Genomic DNA, 17,440 nt, shown 5'->3' with positions numbered 1-17,440 from the left:
CCGGGGCTCAGTAGCCCCGGCTCGGGTCGACCTCGCCCTGGCCGACGTCCGCGGTGACCTCGGTCAGGCCGTCGGCCGGGCAGTGGAAGCCGTCGCCGTCGTCGCCCTCGCCGCCGACCTCGGGGAACCGGCGGACGAACGCCCCGTCCTCGACCATCGCCAGCATGCTGCACGTGCTGGCCTGCGCCTTCGTGCCCTGGTCCGGGTCCTGGGGGGCGTGGAGTCCACCGCCGGTCCAGTCCGACACCGCGGCCGCCTGCTCCATGATGCAGTCGCGGGTCAGCACGCCGTCGTTCGCCTCGCCGCACGCGCTGGCCGCCGTGACGAACAGCAGCCAGGCCGACATCGACTGCATGCCGAGCAGGGCGACCTCACCGCCGTCGACGTACTCGTCGACGAGGTCGAGGTACTTGCGGACGGCCGGCCACTCATCGGCCTCCTCGAGCATGTGCGGCGCCATGCGGACGAGCGTCCCCTCGAGCGCCTGCGGGCTGCCGGACTCGAGGAAGAGCCGGTCGTACTGGTTGGTCTCGAGCAGGGCCCGACCCTCCCAGCCCTGGTCCCGCAGCTTCTCGAGCAGCTTGGCGACGTCGGGGGACTCGCCGGTCCACGTCATCGAGGTGGCGCCGGAGTCGATGATCGACAGCGCGAGCGGCGTCCAGTCCGTGGTGCCGATCGGCGGGAAGTTGAATTCGCCGACCTGCTCCATGCCCTCGACGTCGCCGATGATGGCCTCCTGCTTGGTCTTCACCGTCTTCAGCGACGGCAGGTTGCCCCACACCGGCACCCACGTGGCCGCCTGGTCCGGGTACAGCGCGGCGAAGTCGCGGAACCACGTGTTGGAGATCGAGTCCGTCGGGTTCGGGACCGGCTGCACCTGGCCGTTGCTCATCGACTTGGCGGTCGACACGGCGTAGGCGGGGATGTCGATCATCCCGCACTTGTGGAAGTCCGAGCCCTCCTTGCCGGAGAACTGCAGGTCGTCCTGCACGTTGCCGCCGCCGACGAGCGCGAACGCCGTGCCGCAGGCCCTCTGCATGGCCGACTCGACCTCGAACAGCTTGCCGTCCATGTCGATCAGCTCGATCTGGAGGCCGCCGATGCCGCCCTGCGCGTTGCACCACGCGGCGAAGGCGACCGAGGCGTCCCAGATGGGCTTCTGCAGGCCCGGCCGGATCGTGGCGCCGCGGTCGTTCGGGACGCCGATCTGGATCGTGCCCTCGGCGCCCTGCTGCTCGCCGTCGGCCACCGAGAGGTCGCCGTCGCCGCAGGGTGCGGCGACGGTGCCGAAGTCGGGCGAGTCGACGCCGGAGCCGTCGTCGGCCGGTGCGGTCGCCGGCGCACCCTCCGCCGTGCCGTCGATCTCCGCCGCATCGGTGACGTTCTCACCGCCCCGGGCCCCGCAGGCGGCGGCGAGCACCGAGATCGTCAGGAGCGCCGCGATCGCCAGGGCGGTGCGTGGGCGGCTGGAGCGGTGCGACATCGGTCCCTCGTCGTTCGTTCGTGCGGTGTCGTGGCGCGCGGGAGGGCCGGGAGGGACCCGCCCGCCGCAGGTCGGGCGACAGTCTGGACCGAGCGGGCGTTCAGGTGACAAGCGGCGGCGGCGTGCCGCGTGTCACTACGCTCGACCGATGGCCCTCGACGCGATCGAGCCGGTCGGTGACGCCGACCCCGGGAGGCCCGCGCCGATGGTGCGCCGTCCGCACCCGTGGAACCGCGACCACGAGTGGCGCGCCCCGGTCGGACCGTTCACGACGATCACCGACGCGCAGGCCGCCGACTACGACCGCCTCGGTTGCTTCGTCCTGCCCGGTGCGTTCGACGCCGAGCAGCTCGCCGAGCTGGACCGGGCCATCGCCCCGGGCGACGCGCTCGTGCGCGAGCTGCTCGAGGGCCTGCCCGACGGCCGGCTCTCGGTGGCGGGCCTCGACACCCAGACCGTGTCGCCGAACATGGTCGGCGGCTCCGACGTGCTGGCCGCCGTCTGCGAGGACCCGTTGCTGGCGGGGGTGTGCGCGGACCTGATCGGCCCCGACGTGCGCCTCTACTGGGAGCAGGCCGTGTACAAGCAGCCCCGCTCCGCCGAGCCGGTGCTGTGGCACCAGGACAACGGCTACACCTACGTCGAGCCGCAGTCGTACGTGACGTGCTGGATCGCGATCACCGACGCCACGCCCGACAACGGCTGCATCTCGGTGGTCCCGGGCGTGCACCGGGACGGCACCCTCGAGCACCGCCACACGCCGATCGGCGAGGAGTGCTGGGGTGACTGGGACCGTGCGGTCGACGTGCCGGTCCGGGCGGGCGACGTCGTCGTCTTCACCTCGCTCACGCCGCACGCCACGCGCCGCAACACCACCGACGAGGTGCGCAAGGCCTACATCGTGCAGTACGTGCCCGACGGCGCCGAGGCGATCGACGGCGATCCCGCCGGCGACGGCCGGCGCCGGGCGCTCGACGACCCGGTGCTCAACCGGCCCACGGTGGTCGGGGGCCGACCGGTGCGCTCGACCCGCCTCGGGGCGTAGCCCGGGCCGGCGGTCGGGCCGCCGGCACGGGCGGGCCGTCGGGGCGGCGTGTCGCACCGCGCCGTCGGAAACGTACGGTGGTCGGCCATGCAGTCCGACGTCGACTTCCTCGACCTGGTGCCCGGCGACGAGCCGGGACGGTTCCACTTCACCGTCGAGGACCACCTCGCCCGCCTCGACGGGAAGCTCTACGGCGGCACGGCGATCGCGGCGTCGATCGCCGCCTCCGAGTTCTTCACCGAGCGGTCGGTGCTGTGGACGACGACGCAGTTCGTGTCGACCGCGCCCTCGGGCGCCGAGATCACCGTGGCGACCGAGGCGCTCGCCGAGGGCCGCCGAACGACCCAGGTCAGGGTCACCGGGACCGACGCCGAGGGCCGCGTGATGTTCGCCTCGCTCGGCGCCATGGGCCGCACCGGGGGCGACCTGCCGTCGGCCGGCTTCGAGCGGCGCCCCGAGGTGGCGGACCCCGACGACGCCCGGCCGTGGAGCGGGCCGTTCGCGTCGTTCCGGGACCGGCTGCCGCCCGGGGTGGAGATGCCGAAGCTGCCCGCCGACGTGGGCTTCCACCGGGCGCTCGAGTTCCGGGCGCCCGAGATCCGCTCGCACCCCGACCCCGGCCCCGGCCGCATGGCCCTGTGGGTGCGGCGCCGCGACGGCGGCCCGGCGACGCCGGCGATCATCGCCTACATGGCCGACATGGTCCCGCTGTCGGTGTCGAGCGCCCTCGGCGTGCTGGCGATCGGCATGAGCCTCGACAACACGATCCGGGTCGGCGAGCCCGTCGAGACCGACTGGGTCCTGCTCGACCTGCGCCCGCACCTCGCCCACGGCGGGTTCGGCCACGGTGTGGTGCACGTCTGGACGCCCGACGGCCACCTCGTCGCCACGGCGAGCCAGACCGCGGCGATGCGCATCATCGACGTCGAGGCCCTCGCGCAGCTCGGCCGCCGCTGAACCGCCGCCGAGCCCTCACGCGAGGGAGCCCATCGGCGTGGCGACCGGCAGCACCTCCAGCCCGGGGCGGCCGTGGACGAGGCGGAACCGCGCCCCGTCGACGGCCGTGGCGTCGGGGTCGGCGGTGTCGACGAACCGGTACGTCACCTCGATGCGCTCCGGGTCGGCGTCGACGACGACGTAGCCCTGGTGCACCAGGTCCATGAACCGCATGTCCGGCGCGTTCTGCGACAGGACCCAGCGCTCGGCGAGGTGGAGCACCTCGTCGGCGACCTCGGTCGGCAGGTCGGGCAGGTAGGCCCTCCGGACGTCGGGGTCGGCGGTGAGCGACGGCGCGGTGACGTCGGCGGCCAGCACCGGCGAGGACGGGTCGGTCGGGACGGCGCGCAGGTCCGAGGTCAGCGAGATGTGCGTCTCGGCCGCGCAGAACAGGAGGTCGGCGACGCCGTGGTCGGCCAGGGAGCGGAGCAGGTCGGCGCGCTGCGCCATGTACTGGTCCCAGACCTCGGCCGGCATGTAGAGGCCGGCGCCGGGCGGCATGTCGGGCCGGAAGGGCCGGAGGAACTCGAGGTTCACGAGCCGCCACGGCGCGATCGGGTAGTCCTCGGCGACGATGCGCCACCGCGCCGTCGATGCCTGCAGGGTCGACGTCAGCCAGGCGTACTGCTCGGCGCCCAGGGCGGTGCGGGTCGGGTCGTGGACCTCGAGCCCGTCGCCGTCGATCCGGTTCACGCCGCCGACGGTCGGATCGCGGTGGGTGCGGTCGTCGAGGACGACGACGTCCGCGAGCGAACCCCAGCCGAAGGCGCGCTCGGGCCGCCTGCTGCCGTCGTCGGCGACCGGGAAGTGCTCGAACCACGCCTGCTTGGCGGCGGCGATGCGCTCGGCCGGCCCGGTGCGGTCGACCCCGTTGTAGAACTCGCCGTCGCTCCACGTCGCCACGATCGGCAGGGCGGAGTGGAGGTCCCGCAGCATCGGCTGGGCGTGCCAGCGCCGGTACGTCCCCCGGTAGTCGTCGAGCGTGACGGTGGCGACGTCGTGGACGTACACGTAGTCGCCGAGGTGCGCGAAGAAGTCGAGGCCCGGCTCCCGGGCGATCGCACGGTGGGCGACGAACCAGCTGTCGTTGATCTGCTGGTCGCCGCAGAAGGCGAACCGGAGGTGGTCCGCCGCCGTGCCCGCGGCCGGGGCCGTCCGGAGCCGACCGGCGCGGCTCACCGCGCCGGCGACGGAGGTGGCGCCCGGCGCCACCTCGAAGCGGTACCGGTACCAGCGGTCGGGGGCCAGGCCGTCGACGCGGACCGACACGGTGTGGCCGTGGGCGGCGTCGGCCAGCACCACGCCGCCGGCGACGAGCTCGTCCCACCCGGCCTCGCCGTCGAGCGGGCCGTCGGCCGCGGCCACCGACCACACGACCGGCACGGGCGCGCCGTCGGCCGGGGCGGTCGTGCGGGTCCAGATCACCGCACCGTCGGGCAGCGGGTCGCCGGCCTTCACGCCGTCGGGGAAGGGACCGCCCTCGTGCTCGCCCGCAGGCGGCGGCGGGTGCACCGCCGGCGCCGTGACCACGCACCCGCCCAGCACCACCGCGCCGGTCCCGAGGCCGAGCGCGGCGAGCAGGCCCCGCCGGCTCACCCCCCGGCCGTCGGCCGTCCAGCGGATCTCGTCGCGCCGCGCCCCATCGCCCATGACCGCACCACCCCTGGCCCAGCAGCCCTCCCGCCGAGGTCCCTCACCCCGACGCCGGGGACACGGTACGACGGCGACGGGCGCGGAGGAAGGGCCGGACGGGCCATGCTGGTGGCCATGTCCGGGGCCGCGGAACCTGAGCTGACCGTCCGCCACCGACCGGTCCAGGCCCGCGGCCGGGAGCGCTTCGACCTGATCCTGCGCACGGGCCGTGAGCAGCTCGCCGAGGTCGGCGTCGACGGCTTCACCTTCGACGGCCTCGCCGCGGCGGCGGGCATCCCGATCGGGTCCGTGTACCAGTTCTTCCCGAACAAGCACGCGCTGATCTGCGAGCTGAGCTCGCAGGACACCGACGCCCTCGCGGCCGCGCTGGCCCGTGCCGCCGACCAGTTCCCGAGCGAGGACTGGCAGGACGACGTCGACCGGCTCATCGACCACCTCGCCGACCTCTGGCGGTCCGAGCCGGGGCGGCGCCACGTGTGGCTGGCCATGCAGTCGACCGCCCTGACCCGGTCGCTCGCGGCCGAGCAGACCGGGCGCATCACCGACCAGGTGGTGCCGCTCGTCGCCTGGCTCCTGCCCGCCGGATCCGGGCGCCGCTCGCGCACCGTGGCCGAGGTCGTGGTGCAGATGTGCTACTCGCTCCTGCACTTCTCGGTGCACGACGACCGCCCGCACCCGGCGACCGTCCGGGAGCTCAAGAGAGCACTGCGGTCCTACCTGCGAGCGGTGGCGCTGGACGCATCGGGCTGACCGGCGGCGCCGACGGCGCGACCAGCCGCCCCACCACCCCCCGGACCTCCGACGGCGACACGACGAGGTCGACCGAACCGACCTCGAGCGCTCGGTGCACGCCGTGCACCTCGTCGAAGCGGTCAGCGACGCTCCGCACCGCACCGTCGCGATCGGCACCCGTGCGCTCCATCTCGGCCGTGACCTCGCGGCCCAGCACGACCTCGGCGGCCGACGAGCCCCCGATCACCGAGACCCTCGTGCCCTCGAGCGCCACGATCCGCAGCTCCGGGTTGAGGCGCCGGTTGAGCACGACGTACGCGCCGCCGTGGAACCGTCCGATCACCACGACGACCAGCGGGCCCCGGAAGTTGACGACGGCCCTGGCCAGCTCGGCGCCGTGCTCCAGCTGAAGGCCGGCGAGCGAGCTGCGGCTGCCGTCGAAGCCGGCGAGGTTGGCGAGCACCACGGCCGGTCGTCGCCCGCTCGCCCGGTTGAGCGCCCGGGCGACCTTGCGCGACGCCATCGGGTAGAGCGTGCCGGCCGCCTCCCAGCCGTCGCCCGCGCCGCGGGGGACCGACTCGATGCCGATGAGGCTCACCGGCCAGCCGTCGATGCGCGTGTCCCACACGACCGCGCCGCTGGCGCCGTCCATGTCGGCCCACCGCTCGAGCCGCGGGGCGTCGGCGTCGGCGACGGCCTCCATCACCGGCGCGACGTGGAACGGCCGGGTGCGCGTCGGGTGCGACGTCGGGCAGAGGATCTCGCCGACGCGCCGCCAGCCGTGCTCCTCGGGTCCGGTGTACGGCGAGGCCCCGACGTCGCGGTCGGGGTCGTCGGTGGTCGTCGACCGGACGAGCGGGTGGCGTGGACCGGTTGCGCACAGCGCGTGGTGCTCCAGCACGAGCTCGATCGCGGACCCGAGGTCGGCCACGACGTGGTGGGCCTGGCCGTTCGGGGCCATCACCCCGGTGCCCCCGAGGTCGTGGTCGGAGCGCTCGGACACGCCGCCCGCCCGGGCCAGCGACCGGCTGCCCGTCAGGACCATCGACGTGCCGTCGACCATCACGAGCGTGCCGGCGCAGTGCATGAGCATGGTCGCCTCGGCGTTCCAGTAGCTCTGCGCGCCCACGTTCACGCCGGCGACGACGATCACGACCTCGCCGCCGTCCTGGGTGAACTCGACCAGGCGCCGGACCACCGCCGCGCACCAGTCCATGTTCTCGGTGCCCGACTCCATCGAGATCCGGGCGCCGCTCGACACGGTGACCCACTCGAGCGGGACCTGCTCCGCCTCGGCCAGGTCGATCGCGGCGAGGATGCGGCGGCACTCGGGCTCGGCCACGGCGCCGAGGCTGCGGGTGGCGTCGCCGCACAGCCAGACCCGGCGCACCGGCTCGGCGTGGGCGCCGACGTGGTGGGACATGATCCCGACGGTCACGCCGCAGGGCGGCCGGTCGCCGTCGCCGTCCCCGTCGGCGGCCGCGGCGCGGACCACCGGCACGAGCCGGTCGGGCCGGCCCTCGAGGACCCGCGGATCGAGGTCGAGCGCCTGGAAGGTGCCGCAGCGCCCGCCGGTCAGGTGTAGCGCGGCGTCGAGGTACAGCCGGACGACCTCGGACGGGGCCGGCGGCCGGGGCGTCGAGCGGCACGTGAGCCGCACGATCGCATCGGTGGCCGACACGACCGTCCCGACCGGCACGATCCAGTCGACGCGGCCCGCGGCGGTGGCCACGACCCGGTGCTCGCACTTCATCGACTCGACGACCACGAGCACGTCGCCGGGCTCGACCGGGTCGCCGACGGCCGCCACGGCGGCGACGACGAGCCCGGGCTGCCCGCAGTGCTGCTCCACGACGCTCATGGCGAGTCCACCGCGGAGGGGGCGCCGGCCTCGGCCAGCACGACGACGGCCGCGGCCACCGGCCCGTCGTGGGTGATCGACAGGTGGACCTCGACGGCGCCGAGCGACTCGAGGACCGCGGCCCCGGTGTCGCCCGAGGGCCGGAGGAACGGCCGGCCCCAGGGGTCGGTCAGCACCTCGACGTCGAGCCAGCGCAACGTCGACAGCGCAGGGGCCCGGCCGAGCCGGGCGGCCGACCAGGCCTTGGTGAACGCCTCCTTCGCGGCGAACCGTCCCGCCAGCCGGCGGGCGCGGGCCAGCGGATCGGCCGGTCGCTCGCGGCTGACGGCGTCGGCCTCGGCCAGCTCGCCCGGCGTGAAGGTCTCGGTCGCCATGGCCGATCCCACGATGCCGAGCTGCTCCGCGAACGATCCCACGTCGACCAGGTCCAACCCGACGCCGAGCACGCCCCTCGCGCCGCTCACGCCGGCGTCCGCCGCCGGAACGCCGGCTCCTGCCCGTAGATCGCCCGCCGGCGGAGGCGGTCCCGGTCCCGGCGGCGCCGGCTCGCGGTGGCGGCGTGGTCGAGCGCCGCGGCCCGGCCCCGCTGCGCCAGCAGCGCCTCGGTGAACACCTCGGGGTGGGCGAGCGCGGCGACGACCGACACGTGGCCGAAGCCGAGGCTGGTCAGCAGCGCCGCCCGGGGCGGCCGTCGCAGCCGCAGGGGCCGGTCGTCGACGACCAGGCTGGGCCCGGGCTGCACCTCGGGGTCGACCGCGTCGAGGTTCGGGTTGCCGGGGACGACGCCGTCGTCGAACACGTCGCAGAGCCCGGCGATCTGCCAGAGCGCGGAACCGCCCTTGGCGTGGCCGGTCAGCGACTTCTGCGACACCACCCGGAGCGGGTTGCCCGGGCTCCGGCCCAGCTCCCGCTGGATGCGCTCGTGGATGCGGGCCTCGTTCGGGTCGTTGGCCCGGGTCGAGGTGTCGTGCTTCGACACGACGCCGATGTCGTCGGCCGTGAGCCCGTGGGCGGCGAGCGCCCGACCGAGCGGGGAGCCCGCGCCGCCCTCGACCGCGCCGAGGGCGCCGGGGCCGGGCGCCGGGATCGAGGTCTGCAGTCCGTCGCCGTGGCTCGACGAGAACACGACGACCGCCCGGACCGGCAGGCCGAGCTCGGCCGCGACCGAGCCGCGGCAGACCAGGAAGCTGCCACCGCCCTGGCTCTCGACGAACCCGGCGCGGGACCGGTCGCCCGGCCGTGACATCTCCCGGGGGGTGAACCCGGCCTCGTCGAGCCGGGAGTCGTCGGCCGTGGCCGACATCTCGGCGAACCCGACGATGCCCTCAGGGCCGATGTCGTCGAACCCGCCGCCGACCACGACGTCGGCCTTGCCGGCGCGGACCAGGTCCAGCGCGAGCTCGAGCGACACGCCGGCCGTGGCGCAGGCCGCGACCGGGTGGATCATGGGCCCGCTGCCGCCCACGAACGACTGGACCGCGTGGGCGGGCGGCACGTTGCCGAGCGCCTCCTGCAGCACGTCGTTGGCGTGCGGGGTGCGCCGCCGGGGGGCGAGGTGGATGGTGCGGATGCTGTCCATGCCGCCCATCCCGGTGCCCTGCGTGCACGCCACCCGGGCCGCGGCGACGGCGTCGAGCAGCTCCTCCGGGTCGGTGCCGGCGTCTCGGAACGCCTCGGCGGTCGTGGCCAGGTTCCACGCCGCGACCGGGTCGACGGCGCTGGCCATCTCGGCCGGCACGCCGAAGGTGGTCGGGTCCATGCCCTCGGCGATCGGCGCGGTGACCGCCCGTGGCAGCGGCACCTGGTGCGACGCCCAGAGCGCGGCCCCGGCCGGCACCGTCACCTTCCACGTCCCGTCCACGCACTTCGCGACCGCGCCGGGCGTGGCGCCGACGAGCGCCTCGGCGTCGGACGCGGAGCCGACCGCGACCACCACCGGCCGCTCGGTGAAGACCCGGAGCTCGCCCTCGATCGTCTGCTCGGACCGGCGGATGCCGCAGCGGGCCGCCACCTCGTCCCGGTAGCGCTCGGCGACGTCCGCCTCGTCGACCTCGTCGCCGCTCCCGACGTCGACCCAGGCGCCGGCGCTGCCCGACGGCGCCCACTCCAGGAGGCCGCAGCGGACCGCGAGCTCGAGCACCGCCCGGGCCGGGAGCTCTCGGTGCCGCTCGGCGTCGGCCCGGGTGGCCGAGGTGCCCCAGGGTCCGATCTCCGCCACGCCGCAGAGGACGACCATGTCCTCGAGGGCGATCAGCTCCCCGTCGGGCCGGTCCCCGTCGCCCTCGTCCAGGCCGCCCTCGTCGAGCAGGTCGTCGTCGAGCAGCGCCGTGCCGGCGTCGACCGCGAGCCCGCCCGCGGCCCTCGGCCGGGGCAGCGCCCGCACGGTGACCGTCCCATCCGCATCCGGGCCGTCGGCGGTGCGGCCGTCGGCGGTCGCCATCGTGGCCTCGTCGTCGTCGGCGCCCGCGCCGCGCACGAGGTCGGCCAGCGCCTGGGGGTCGATGGCGGCGAGCCCGCCGGTCAGGTCGACGCGCTCGTCGCCCGGGCCGCAGCGACCGTCCGGCACGCACAGCTCGGCGATGCGGCGGCCGACGTCGACGACGTCGTGGGTCGTGATGCCGAGCCGGTCCTCGACCACCGGGACGAGGTCGTCGTGGCCGCCCATCAGGCCGGTGCCGCGCACCCACCCGATCTCGACGCCGACGGTGCGGCACCAGCCACCCCAGCGCCGCGACTCGGCGGCCCGGCGGGTCGCCAGCACCTCGAGGCCGGCCTTGGCGTGGCCGTAGGCGCCGTCGCCACCGAACATGCCGTGGTTGGGCGACATCGGCAGCACCGCGGTGAGCACCCCGGGGTCGCCGGCGCCGGCGCGTGCCGCCCGCTCCCGCACCTGCTCGGCGCTGCGGGCGACCAGGCGCTCGACGCCGAGCAGCATGACCCGCAGCTCCACCTCCTGGCGGGGGCCGGCGTCGGCGGCGTCGCCGAGGACCGCGGGTGCCGCGAAGGGCACGACCACGTCGGGTCGGCCCGGGTGGGGCACCTCGGGCGCGGGGGTCCGGTCGAGCCAGTCGACGACCGCGTCGACGTCGCGGAACGACGCGAGGTTGGCCGGCACGACGAACAGCCGGGCGCCGGGCCCGGCGTGGCGGCGCTCCAGCTCCCGCCAGGCCAGCCGGCGGGCGCGGGACAGGCCGCTCGTCAGGGCGACGACCGTGGCTCCCGAACCGATCAGCGTGGCCACGACCTGCTCGCCGATCGACCGCGGCGAGGCACCCGACACGAGCACCGTGAGCCCGTCGACGTCGAGCGCCGGGTCGGACGCGTCCCGGCCCCGGCGGATGCGCCGGAGCTCGTCGTCCAGCCCGGGCGACCAACCGGCGCGGTGGCGACCCGAGAGGTACCACTCGACGGTCTGGTCGAAGCGGTCGTCGGTGCCGGCGAAGCGCGCCAGCCGCACCACGAGCGCAGCGCGCTCGCACGGGTCCGCCGGCGGGTCGTGGACGAGGCGGTCCAGGTCGGCGCGGGCCCAGGCGAGCCCCGACGACAGCAGCTGCACGCGCGAGTCGTCGAAGATCGACCGGACCTCCTCGGCGCGCCCGGCCCCGTGCTCGGCCTCGAGGTCGGCCAGGCGGCGGGCGAGCGCACCGTCCTCCGCCTCGTCGAGGTCGGTGCCGCCGCTCGGGAGGTCGATGCCGGTCGCGGCGCCCAGCGCAGCGCGGGCCGCGGCGGCGGCCTCGGTGACGGCGTCGGCCACGCCCCGGACGACCGACTCGACGGCCGCGCCGTCGATGCCGGCGCCCGTGTCCGCGGTCGGCATCGTGAGCGTCACGCCCAGCCGGGCCGCGACCGCGGCGAGGGCGTCGTCGACGAGGGCATCGGCGTCGTCGCCGGCGAGCGTCGCCAGGTCGCCGCCCCGACGGCTCACGCCGTCACGGGTGCCGAGCGCGATCTCGAGGCGGCAGCGCTCGACCCAGCCCTCGCCGAGGCCCCAGGTGGTGCGCACCCGGTCGGCGAGGCGGCCCGGCGACGACCCGCAGCGGCCGGCGGTGGCCGACACCGCGGTGTCGACCATCGTCGACAGCACCGGGCCCGGGTGGCGATGGCCCCGCACGTGCTCCTCGAGCCGCGTGAGGAGCTCGGAGAGCGGGAGCTCGTGGGCGCCGTCGACGGCGCCGATGCCGAGCTCCTTGCCGAGGTCCATGAGCACCTGGTTGCGCCGGGACGACGCGCCGTCGACGAGCTGCTCGACCGTGTCGTCGCCCAGCTGGTCGAGCCGGAGCCCGGCGCTCAGCGCCAGCAGCGCGGGCACGGCGTCGGCCAGGCCCACCGGGGCGTCGTCGACGGACGAGGCGCCGGCGGTCCCGGCGGCCGGCGCGACGGGGGTCGGCGACGCGGCCGGTGCCGGCTCGACGGCGGCGGCGCCGTCCTCGTCGTCGTCCTCCACGACCGGGGCCGGGGGCTCGGTGCGGTCCATGACCTCGAGCTCGTCGACCTCGACGTGCAGCACCTGGGCGCCGTGGCCCTCGGCCGCGACCGCGGCCTTGGTCAGGTTCGCGAGGGTGGGCGACGAGCCGACGCCGACCTCGACGACGCGCTCGACCCCGAGGCCGCCGTCGGCCTCGGCGGCGAGGAGCACGTCGGTCGTCTCGATCCAGCGCACCGGCGACGCGAACTGCCACGCCAGCAGCTCGACCAGGACCTGGCGGGCCAGCCGGGCCGGCCGCTCGCGCAGCTCGTCCCAGTCGGCGAGCACCTCGGCGCACGCCGCACCGTCGCACGCCGCGGCGATGCCCTCGACGTAGTCGCGGTCCAGCCGGAACGTGAACGGATGCAGGTTCGGCACGTACCGGCCGACCAGCCGTGCCGGGTCGATCTCCTCGGGGAGGGCTCGGTCCAGGTGGTCGCGGAACTCGGCCACCCCCGGGGCCAGGGCACGGGAGTGGAAGGGCACGTCGATGCCGGGCACCTCGAGGTACGGCGCCCGGCCGGGCGCCTGCCCCGCCCCGAGTCGGGACCGGAGCTCGGCGAGCGCAGCGGTCGTGCCGGCCACGGCGTACTGGCGGCCCCGGAGGTTGTGGTTCACGACCTCGCACAGCTCGCCGGTGTCGGCGGCCACCGCGTCGACGAGGGCGACGGCCTCGTCCGCGTCGAGGCCTGCGAGGTGCGGCCGCACCACCGCGAGTCGGTAGCCCGACGCGCCGTCCTCGTCGCGCGGGACGAGGGTGTGCATCGCGCTGCCGCGCGCCCACACCACGCCGAGCACGGCCTCGAGCGGCAGCACGCCGCCCACCGCGGCGAGCGCGTTGTACTCGCCGACCGAGTGGCCGGCCAGCACCGCGTCGGGGTCGAAGGCGCCCACCTCCTGCAGCTCCGCGACCTGCGAGGCCGCGAGCGTCGCCATCGAGACCTGCGTGAACTGTGTGAGGTGCAGCACGCCCTCGGGGTGGCGGTGCAGCACGCTCAGCCCGTCGCCGAGCGACACCTCGATCTCGGTGGGGTTGCGGTCGACGACGTCGAGCAGCGAGAAGCCGAGCTCCGACGTGCAGTAGCGCTCGGCGCGTTCCCACACGGCCTGCGCCGCCTCGGACCGGTCGCGGGTCGCCCGCCCCATGCCGCGGTGCTGGATGCCCTGGCCGGGGAACACGTAGGCGGTGCGCACGGGCGCGGCGACCGCCTCGCCCAGCGCCACCGGCCGGTCGCCGCTGCGGACGTCGACCTCGAGGACGCGCCGGCCCTCACGGACCGCGATCCGGGTGACGGTGACGGTGACCTCCTCGCCGGGCTCGACGACGTCGAGGAACCGGAGGTCCCACTCGACGAGCCGGTCGGCGCGCCCGTCGAGCACCTCGTCCACCACGACCTGCTGGGCCGCGGCGCTCGTCCACATGCCGTGCACGATCCGACGCGGCAGCCCCGCCAGCCGGGCGACCAGGTCGCTGCGGTGGAGCGGGTTGGCGTCGCCGCTGAGCAGGGCGAAGGCGTCGCTCCGGGTCGGGGCGGTGCGCACCGAGCGGACGAGCTCGAGGCGGGGCGTCGCGACGCGCGCGGGCCCGCCGGCGAGCACGTCGTCGGCGGCACCGTCCTGCTGGGTCTCGACGGCCGGTTCGCCCGGGGCCCGGCGCACGAGGAACACGTCGTCGAAGCAGCGGTCGCCGGTCGCGGCGACGGTGCGCAGCTCGCGGCCCGATGGCGTCGCCCGGACGGTGGCGGCCACGGGTCCGGTCGAGCCCGGCAGGGCGACCGTGTCGGCTCCGGCGGGCCGGACGCGGTGGCGGGCGTGGACCAGGCGGACCATCCCCTCCGCGGCCCCGACCTCGGCGAGCGCCCGGAACACCTCGGGCCACGCCCGTCCCATCGCGGCGTCGGGCACCGCGGCGGTCCCGAGCCGGTCCGCCGCCGGGTCGACGGCCGGCGGCCGGCGGTCCCGGGCCGTGGTGGCGGCGTCGATCACGACGGCCATGAGGTCGCGCTGCGCGGCGTCGAGCGATCCACCGTCGACCGTGGCCACCGCGACGCCGGCGCGCTCCTCGACGTCGACGAGGAACGAGAGCCGACCGTCGCCGGCGAGGCCCGGCAGTGCGGGCCAGCGCAGCTCGACCTCGACGGCGCCGACGGGCCCGTCGAGGCCCCGCAGCAGCAGCTCCTCGGCGGCGCAGCCGGCATCGGGGCCGCCGATGACCGCCCGGGCGGTGACCGCGCCGTCGGCCCGGTCCACGCTCCAGGTGGCGCCCTCGGCCATCCGCCGCACCGGCGACGGCACCGACGCGCCGCCCGAGACGACCGTCGGCAGCTCGATCAGCGCCTCCACCGCCGAGCGCAGGGGGACCTCGCGGCCGCCGGCGCTGCGCACCGCGGCGACCGCGGCGGCCTCGAAGCGGTCGAGCAGCGCGGCCACCGGCTCGTCCACCGTCGTGATGCCGGCGACCGCGGTCGGGCCGGGGATCACCAGCACCTGCTCGGCGTCCCACAGGTCGCAGTGCGCCTGCCAGAGCGAGTCCGAGAGGTAGCGGCGCCGGACCTCGGCGTCGATCGCGACCACGAACGGCACCGGCTTGCCCGGTCGGTCGCACAGCGCCACGAGGTGCGCGGCATCGGACGGCTCCAGCTCGGTCAGCGCCGCGACGGGGTGGGCCCGGACGAACCGCTCGATCGCCTTCTCGGGGTCGTCGAGCTCCTCGGGGTCGTGGTCGAGGTCGGCATAGAGCGACGGCACCTCGCCCTCGTCGACGTCGCAGCACCGGGCCTCCCACCGGCGCAGCAGGTCGAGGAAGAGGCGGCGGTGGGTGGGGTCGAGCCAGCGGCCGTCCTCGTAGCGGCCGTTGCGGCCGAGGGCGGTGAGCTCGACGAACCGCTCGAGCGCGCCGACGTAGGTCATGCGGTGGAGGTCGCCGAACCACGGCTTGGCCGTGCCGGCCAGCGCCTCGGCGATCTCGTCGTGGCGCTCGGCCACGCCGGCGGCGTTGCCCGCGACCTCCTCGAGCATCGCGGCGACGCGGGCGGCGTGGGTGTCGAGGTAGTGGATGTCCGCGCCGAGCCCGGACCGCCCGGACGTCACCCCGCCCGACACCACGCCACGCTCGACGGGGCCGTCGGTGCCCGGTGCGCCGACGAGCGCCCGCTTGACCGAGCCCGACGCCGTCGACTCGGCGGCGGCCATCGCCGCGGTGCCGATCAGCACGCCGTCGACCGGCATGCGCACCGCGGCGTGCGCGAGCGCCCACGTGCCGTCGAGCAGGGCGGTGGCCCGCTCGGTCGTGCCGACCCCGCCGCCGACGAGGAGGGCGACGTTGGGGCGTCTCCGGATCTCGTCGTAGGTCCCGACGAGCACCTGCTCCAGGTCGCTCCAGGCGTGGTGGCCACCGGCGAGACCGCCCTCGAGGTGGAGCCAGACGCGGTGCGGCGTGGCATCGGCGATGGCCAGCACCTTGCGGACGCCGGCCTCGTCGCCCGGCTTGAAGGCGTTCAGCCACATCCCGTCGGCGACGAGCTCGTCGAGCAGCCGCACGGCGTCGTCGCGGTCGGGGATGCCGGCCGAGACGGTCACGCCGCAGATCGGCGCGCCCTCTCGGCGAGCCTTCTGCACGAGCCGGTCCCGACCGAGGTGCAGGCCCCAGAGGTACGGGTCGAGGTGCAGCGCGTTGAACACGACCTCGTGGCCGACCTCGAGCCGCTCGTGCAGCTCCTCGAGCCGCTCGGCCAGGATCGGGCCGCTGACCTGGCCGCCGCCCGCCAGCTCGGCCACGTGGCCGCCGTTCGCCGCCGCGGCGACGATCTCGGCGTCGACCGTCGTCGGGGTCATGCCGGCCAGCACGATCGGGGACCGACCGGTCCACTCGGTGTGGCGGGTGTGCAGCTGGGTCCCGCCCTCTGCGGTGGCCCGGACCGAGGGCGCCAGCGTGGCGTAGTCGAGCGGCGGGGCCGGGCGCTCGGCCGCGAGCGAGAGCGCCCGCACGTCGGCGTCGTCGCCCAGCGCGAGCACGGTGGTCCCGGTCCCGCGCAGGCTGCGCCCCGTCATGCGGGCGGTGACCGTCGACGGCCCCGGGTCGATCACGACCGGTGGTCGCCCGTCGGCCTCGACGGCGTCGGCGACGAGCGCAGCGAGGGTGTCGGCCCACCGCACCGGCTGGGTGCAGAGCGAGCGCAGGAGTCGGTCGGTGGCGTCACCGCCGGTGACGAGCCGGCCGTCGCTCGGGTCGGCGAGCGGGATGCGGAGCTCGCCGTCGAGCCGGATCCCCGCATCGGCCAGCCGGGCGAGGGCCCGGTCGGTGGCGTCGCCGAGCGCCGGGTGGTGGAAGGCCACCGGCGAGGTCAGGGACTCCGCCCGGACGTCCGAGCCGGCGGTGCGGCGCCACGCGGCGAGGTCGGCCGGCCGCCCGCTCAGCACGAACCGGTCCCAGGCGTTCTGCAGGGCGATCGCCGGCGCGGTCGCGCCGTGGTCGCCGAGCAGCGATCGGAGCGCGGGCTCGGTGAGCCCGGCGACCGCGACCATCGGGGCGTCGTCGTCGTCGGCCCGACGTGCGACGGGCGGCACCGACCACGGGTGGGCGGCCACCTCCTCGCCGGTCACGGCGAGGGCGAGCAGCACGTCGACCGCCTGGGTCGGCGTGAGGTCGGCGCCGCGACGGGCGAAGGCCCAGGCGGCGAGCAGGCCCGAGCTGTGGCCCGTGGCCGCGGTCAGGCCGGTGCCCGCGTCGAGGCCGGCGGGCAGCAGCGAGCGGATCGCGGCGAGGTGGGCGAGGGCGGTGCCGGCAAGCCGCGCCGGCGCCGTCGCCGTCCAGGCCGGGGCACCGCCGTCGGCGGCGTCGACGGCATCGGGGGCGTCGAGCCACGTCGTGGGCGGGTCGGTGGCGAGGGCGAGCGTGGGGGAGAGGTCGGGCCGCTCGTCGAGTCGCTCGGCCAGCTCGCCCAGCACCGCTCGACACCAGGACTCCACCTCGGGGCGCCCGGCGACGGTCCGGCGGAGGCCGTCCCACCACTCGTGATCCTGCCCCGAGAGGGTCAGGAGGCCGTCGCTCCGGCCGTCGACAAGGTCGGCGCCGAGCGAACTCGTCTCCAAAAACATGATGACTCCCTCATGATCGCTTGCAGCTACGACTACCTCAACGGCGTCGTGGTTACAACGAGAACATGAGGAATTCATCGGATATGGGCCCGAGGCCTGAACCCGGTT

General features: G+C 76.0%; 8 protein-coding genes. 3 read left to right on the top strand and 5 right to left on the bottom strand.

Annotation, left to right across the window (positions count from 1 at the left end):
• Positions 1-7: 7 nt before the first annotated feature.
• On the bottom strand, positions 8-1,483 hold the full coding sequence (locus tag LH044_RS07820) for an ABC transporter substrate-binding protein (protein ID WP_227759300.1): 1,476 nt from the start codon (positions 1,481-1,483) through the stop codon (positions 8-10).
• 148 nt (positions 1,484-1,631) lie between these two features.
• Between LH044_RS07820 and LH044_RS07815 the strand changes: the two genes are divergently transcribed.
• Positions 1,632-2,528 carry a phytanoyl-CoA dioxygenase family protein gene (locus tag LH044_RS07815; RefSeq protein ID WP_227759298.1) on the top strand — a complete coding sequence of 299 codons (897 nt, stop codon included), beginning with the start codon at positions 1,632-1,634 and terminating at the stop codon, positions 2,526-2,528.
• Positions 2,529-2,615: 87 nt separating this feature from the next.
• On the top strand, positions 2,616-3,485 hold the full coding sequence (locus LH044_RS07810) for an acyl-CoA thioesterase (protein WP_227759296.1): 870 nt from the start codon (positions 2,616-2,618) through the stop codon (positions 3,483-3,485).
• 15 nt (positions 3,486-3,500) lie between these two features.
• Here the strand turns inward: LH044_RS07810 and LH044_RS07805 are convergent, their stop codons facing one another.
• Positions 3,501-5,174, bottom strand: a complete 1,674-nt coding sequence (locus LH044_RS07805; protein WP_227759294.1) for an alkaline phosphatase D family protein — start codon at positions 5,172-5,174, stop codon at positions 3,501-3,503.
• A 117-nt stretch (positions 5,175-5,291) separates the two neighbouring features.
• Here LH044_RS07805 and LH044_RS07800 point away from each other — a divergent pair, with 117 nt between their 5' ends.
• Complete coding sequence (locus LH044_RS07800; RefSeq protein ID WP_227759293.1) at positions 5,292-5,927, top strand: TetR/AcrR family transcriptional regulator; 636 nt, start codon at positions 5,292-5,294, stop codon at positions 5,925-5,927.
• On the opposite strand, the gene LH044_RS07795 is transcribed toward LH044_RS07800, so the two are convergent.
• From LH044_RS07795 to LH044_RS07785, 3 genes are read right to left on the bottom strand one after another with little or no spacing between them, the layout of a single operon-like run.
• Complete coding sequence (locus LH044_RS07795) at positions 5,872-7,770, bottom strand: carboxyl transferase domain-containing protein (RefSeq protein WP_227759291.1); 1,899 nt, start codon at positions 7,768-7,770, stop codon at positions 5,872-5,874. The two genes, LH044_RS07800 and LH044_RS07795, sit on opposite strands and share 56 nt — an antisense overlap.
• Positions 7,767-8,234, bottom strand: a complete 468-nt coding sequence (gene acpS / locus LH044_RS07790; protein WP_227759289.1) for a holo-ACP synthase AcpS — start codon at positions 8,232-8,234, stop codon at positions 7,767-7,769. Before acpS ends, LH044_RS07795 begins: the two co-directional genes overlap by 4 nt.
• Positions 8,231-17,332, bottom strand: coding sequence for a type I polyketide synthase (locus LH044_RS07785; RefSeq protein WP_227759287.1), 9,102 nt, complete (start codon positions 17,330-17,332; stop codon positions 8,231-8,233). The genes acpS and LH044_RS07785 overlap by 4 nt, the downstream gene beginning before the upstream one ends.
• Positions 17,333-17,440 lie beyond the last annotated feature (108 nt).

It is taken from the genome of Dermatobacter hominis, from assembly GCF_020715685.1.
Taxonomy (GTDB): Bacteria; Actinomycetota; Acidimicrobiia; order Acidimicrobiales; family Microtrichaceae; genus Dermatobacter; species Dermatobacter hominis.
This window is presented reverse-complemented; position numbering and strand designations above follow the sequence as displayed.

Bases quoted from the DNA above. Each gene is read 5' to 3' on its own strand.
- LH044_RS07820 (WP_227759300.1), bottom strand. From the start codon at position 1,483: ATGTCGCACCGCTCCAGCCGCCCACGCACCGCCCTGGCGATCGCGGCG.
- LH044_RS07815 (WP_227759298.1), top strand. From the start codon at position 1,632: ATGGCCCTCGACGCGATCGAGCCGGTCGGTGACGCCGACCCCGGGAGG.
- LH044_RS07810 (WP_227759296.1), top strand. From the start codon at position 2,616: ATGCAGTCCGACGTCGACTTCCTCGACCTGGTGCCCGGCGACGAGCCG.
- LH044_RS07805 (WP_227759294.1), bottom strand. From the start codon at position 5,174: ATGGGCGATGGGGCGCGGCGCGACGAGATCCGCTGGACGGCCGACGGC.
- LH044_RS07800 (WP_227759293.1), top strand. From the start codon at position 5,292: ATGTCCGGGGCCGCGGAACCTGAGCTGACCGTCCGCCACCGACCGGTC.
- LH044_RS07795 (WP_227759291.1), bottom strand. From the start codon at position 7,770: ATGAGCGTCGTGGAGCAGCACTGCGGGCAGCCCGGGCTCGTCGTCGCC.
- LH044_RS07785 (WP_227759287.1), bottom strand. From the start codon at position 17,332: ATGTTTTTGGAGACGAGTTCGCTCGGCGCCGACCTTGTCGACGGCCGG.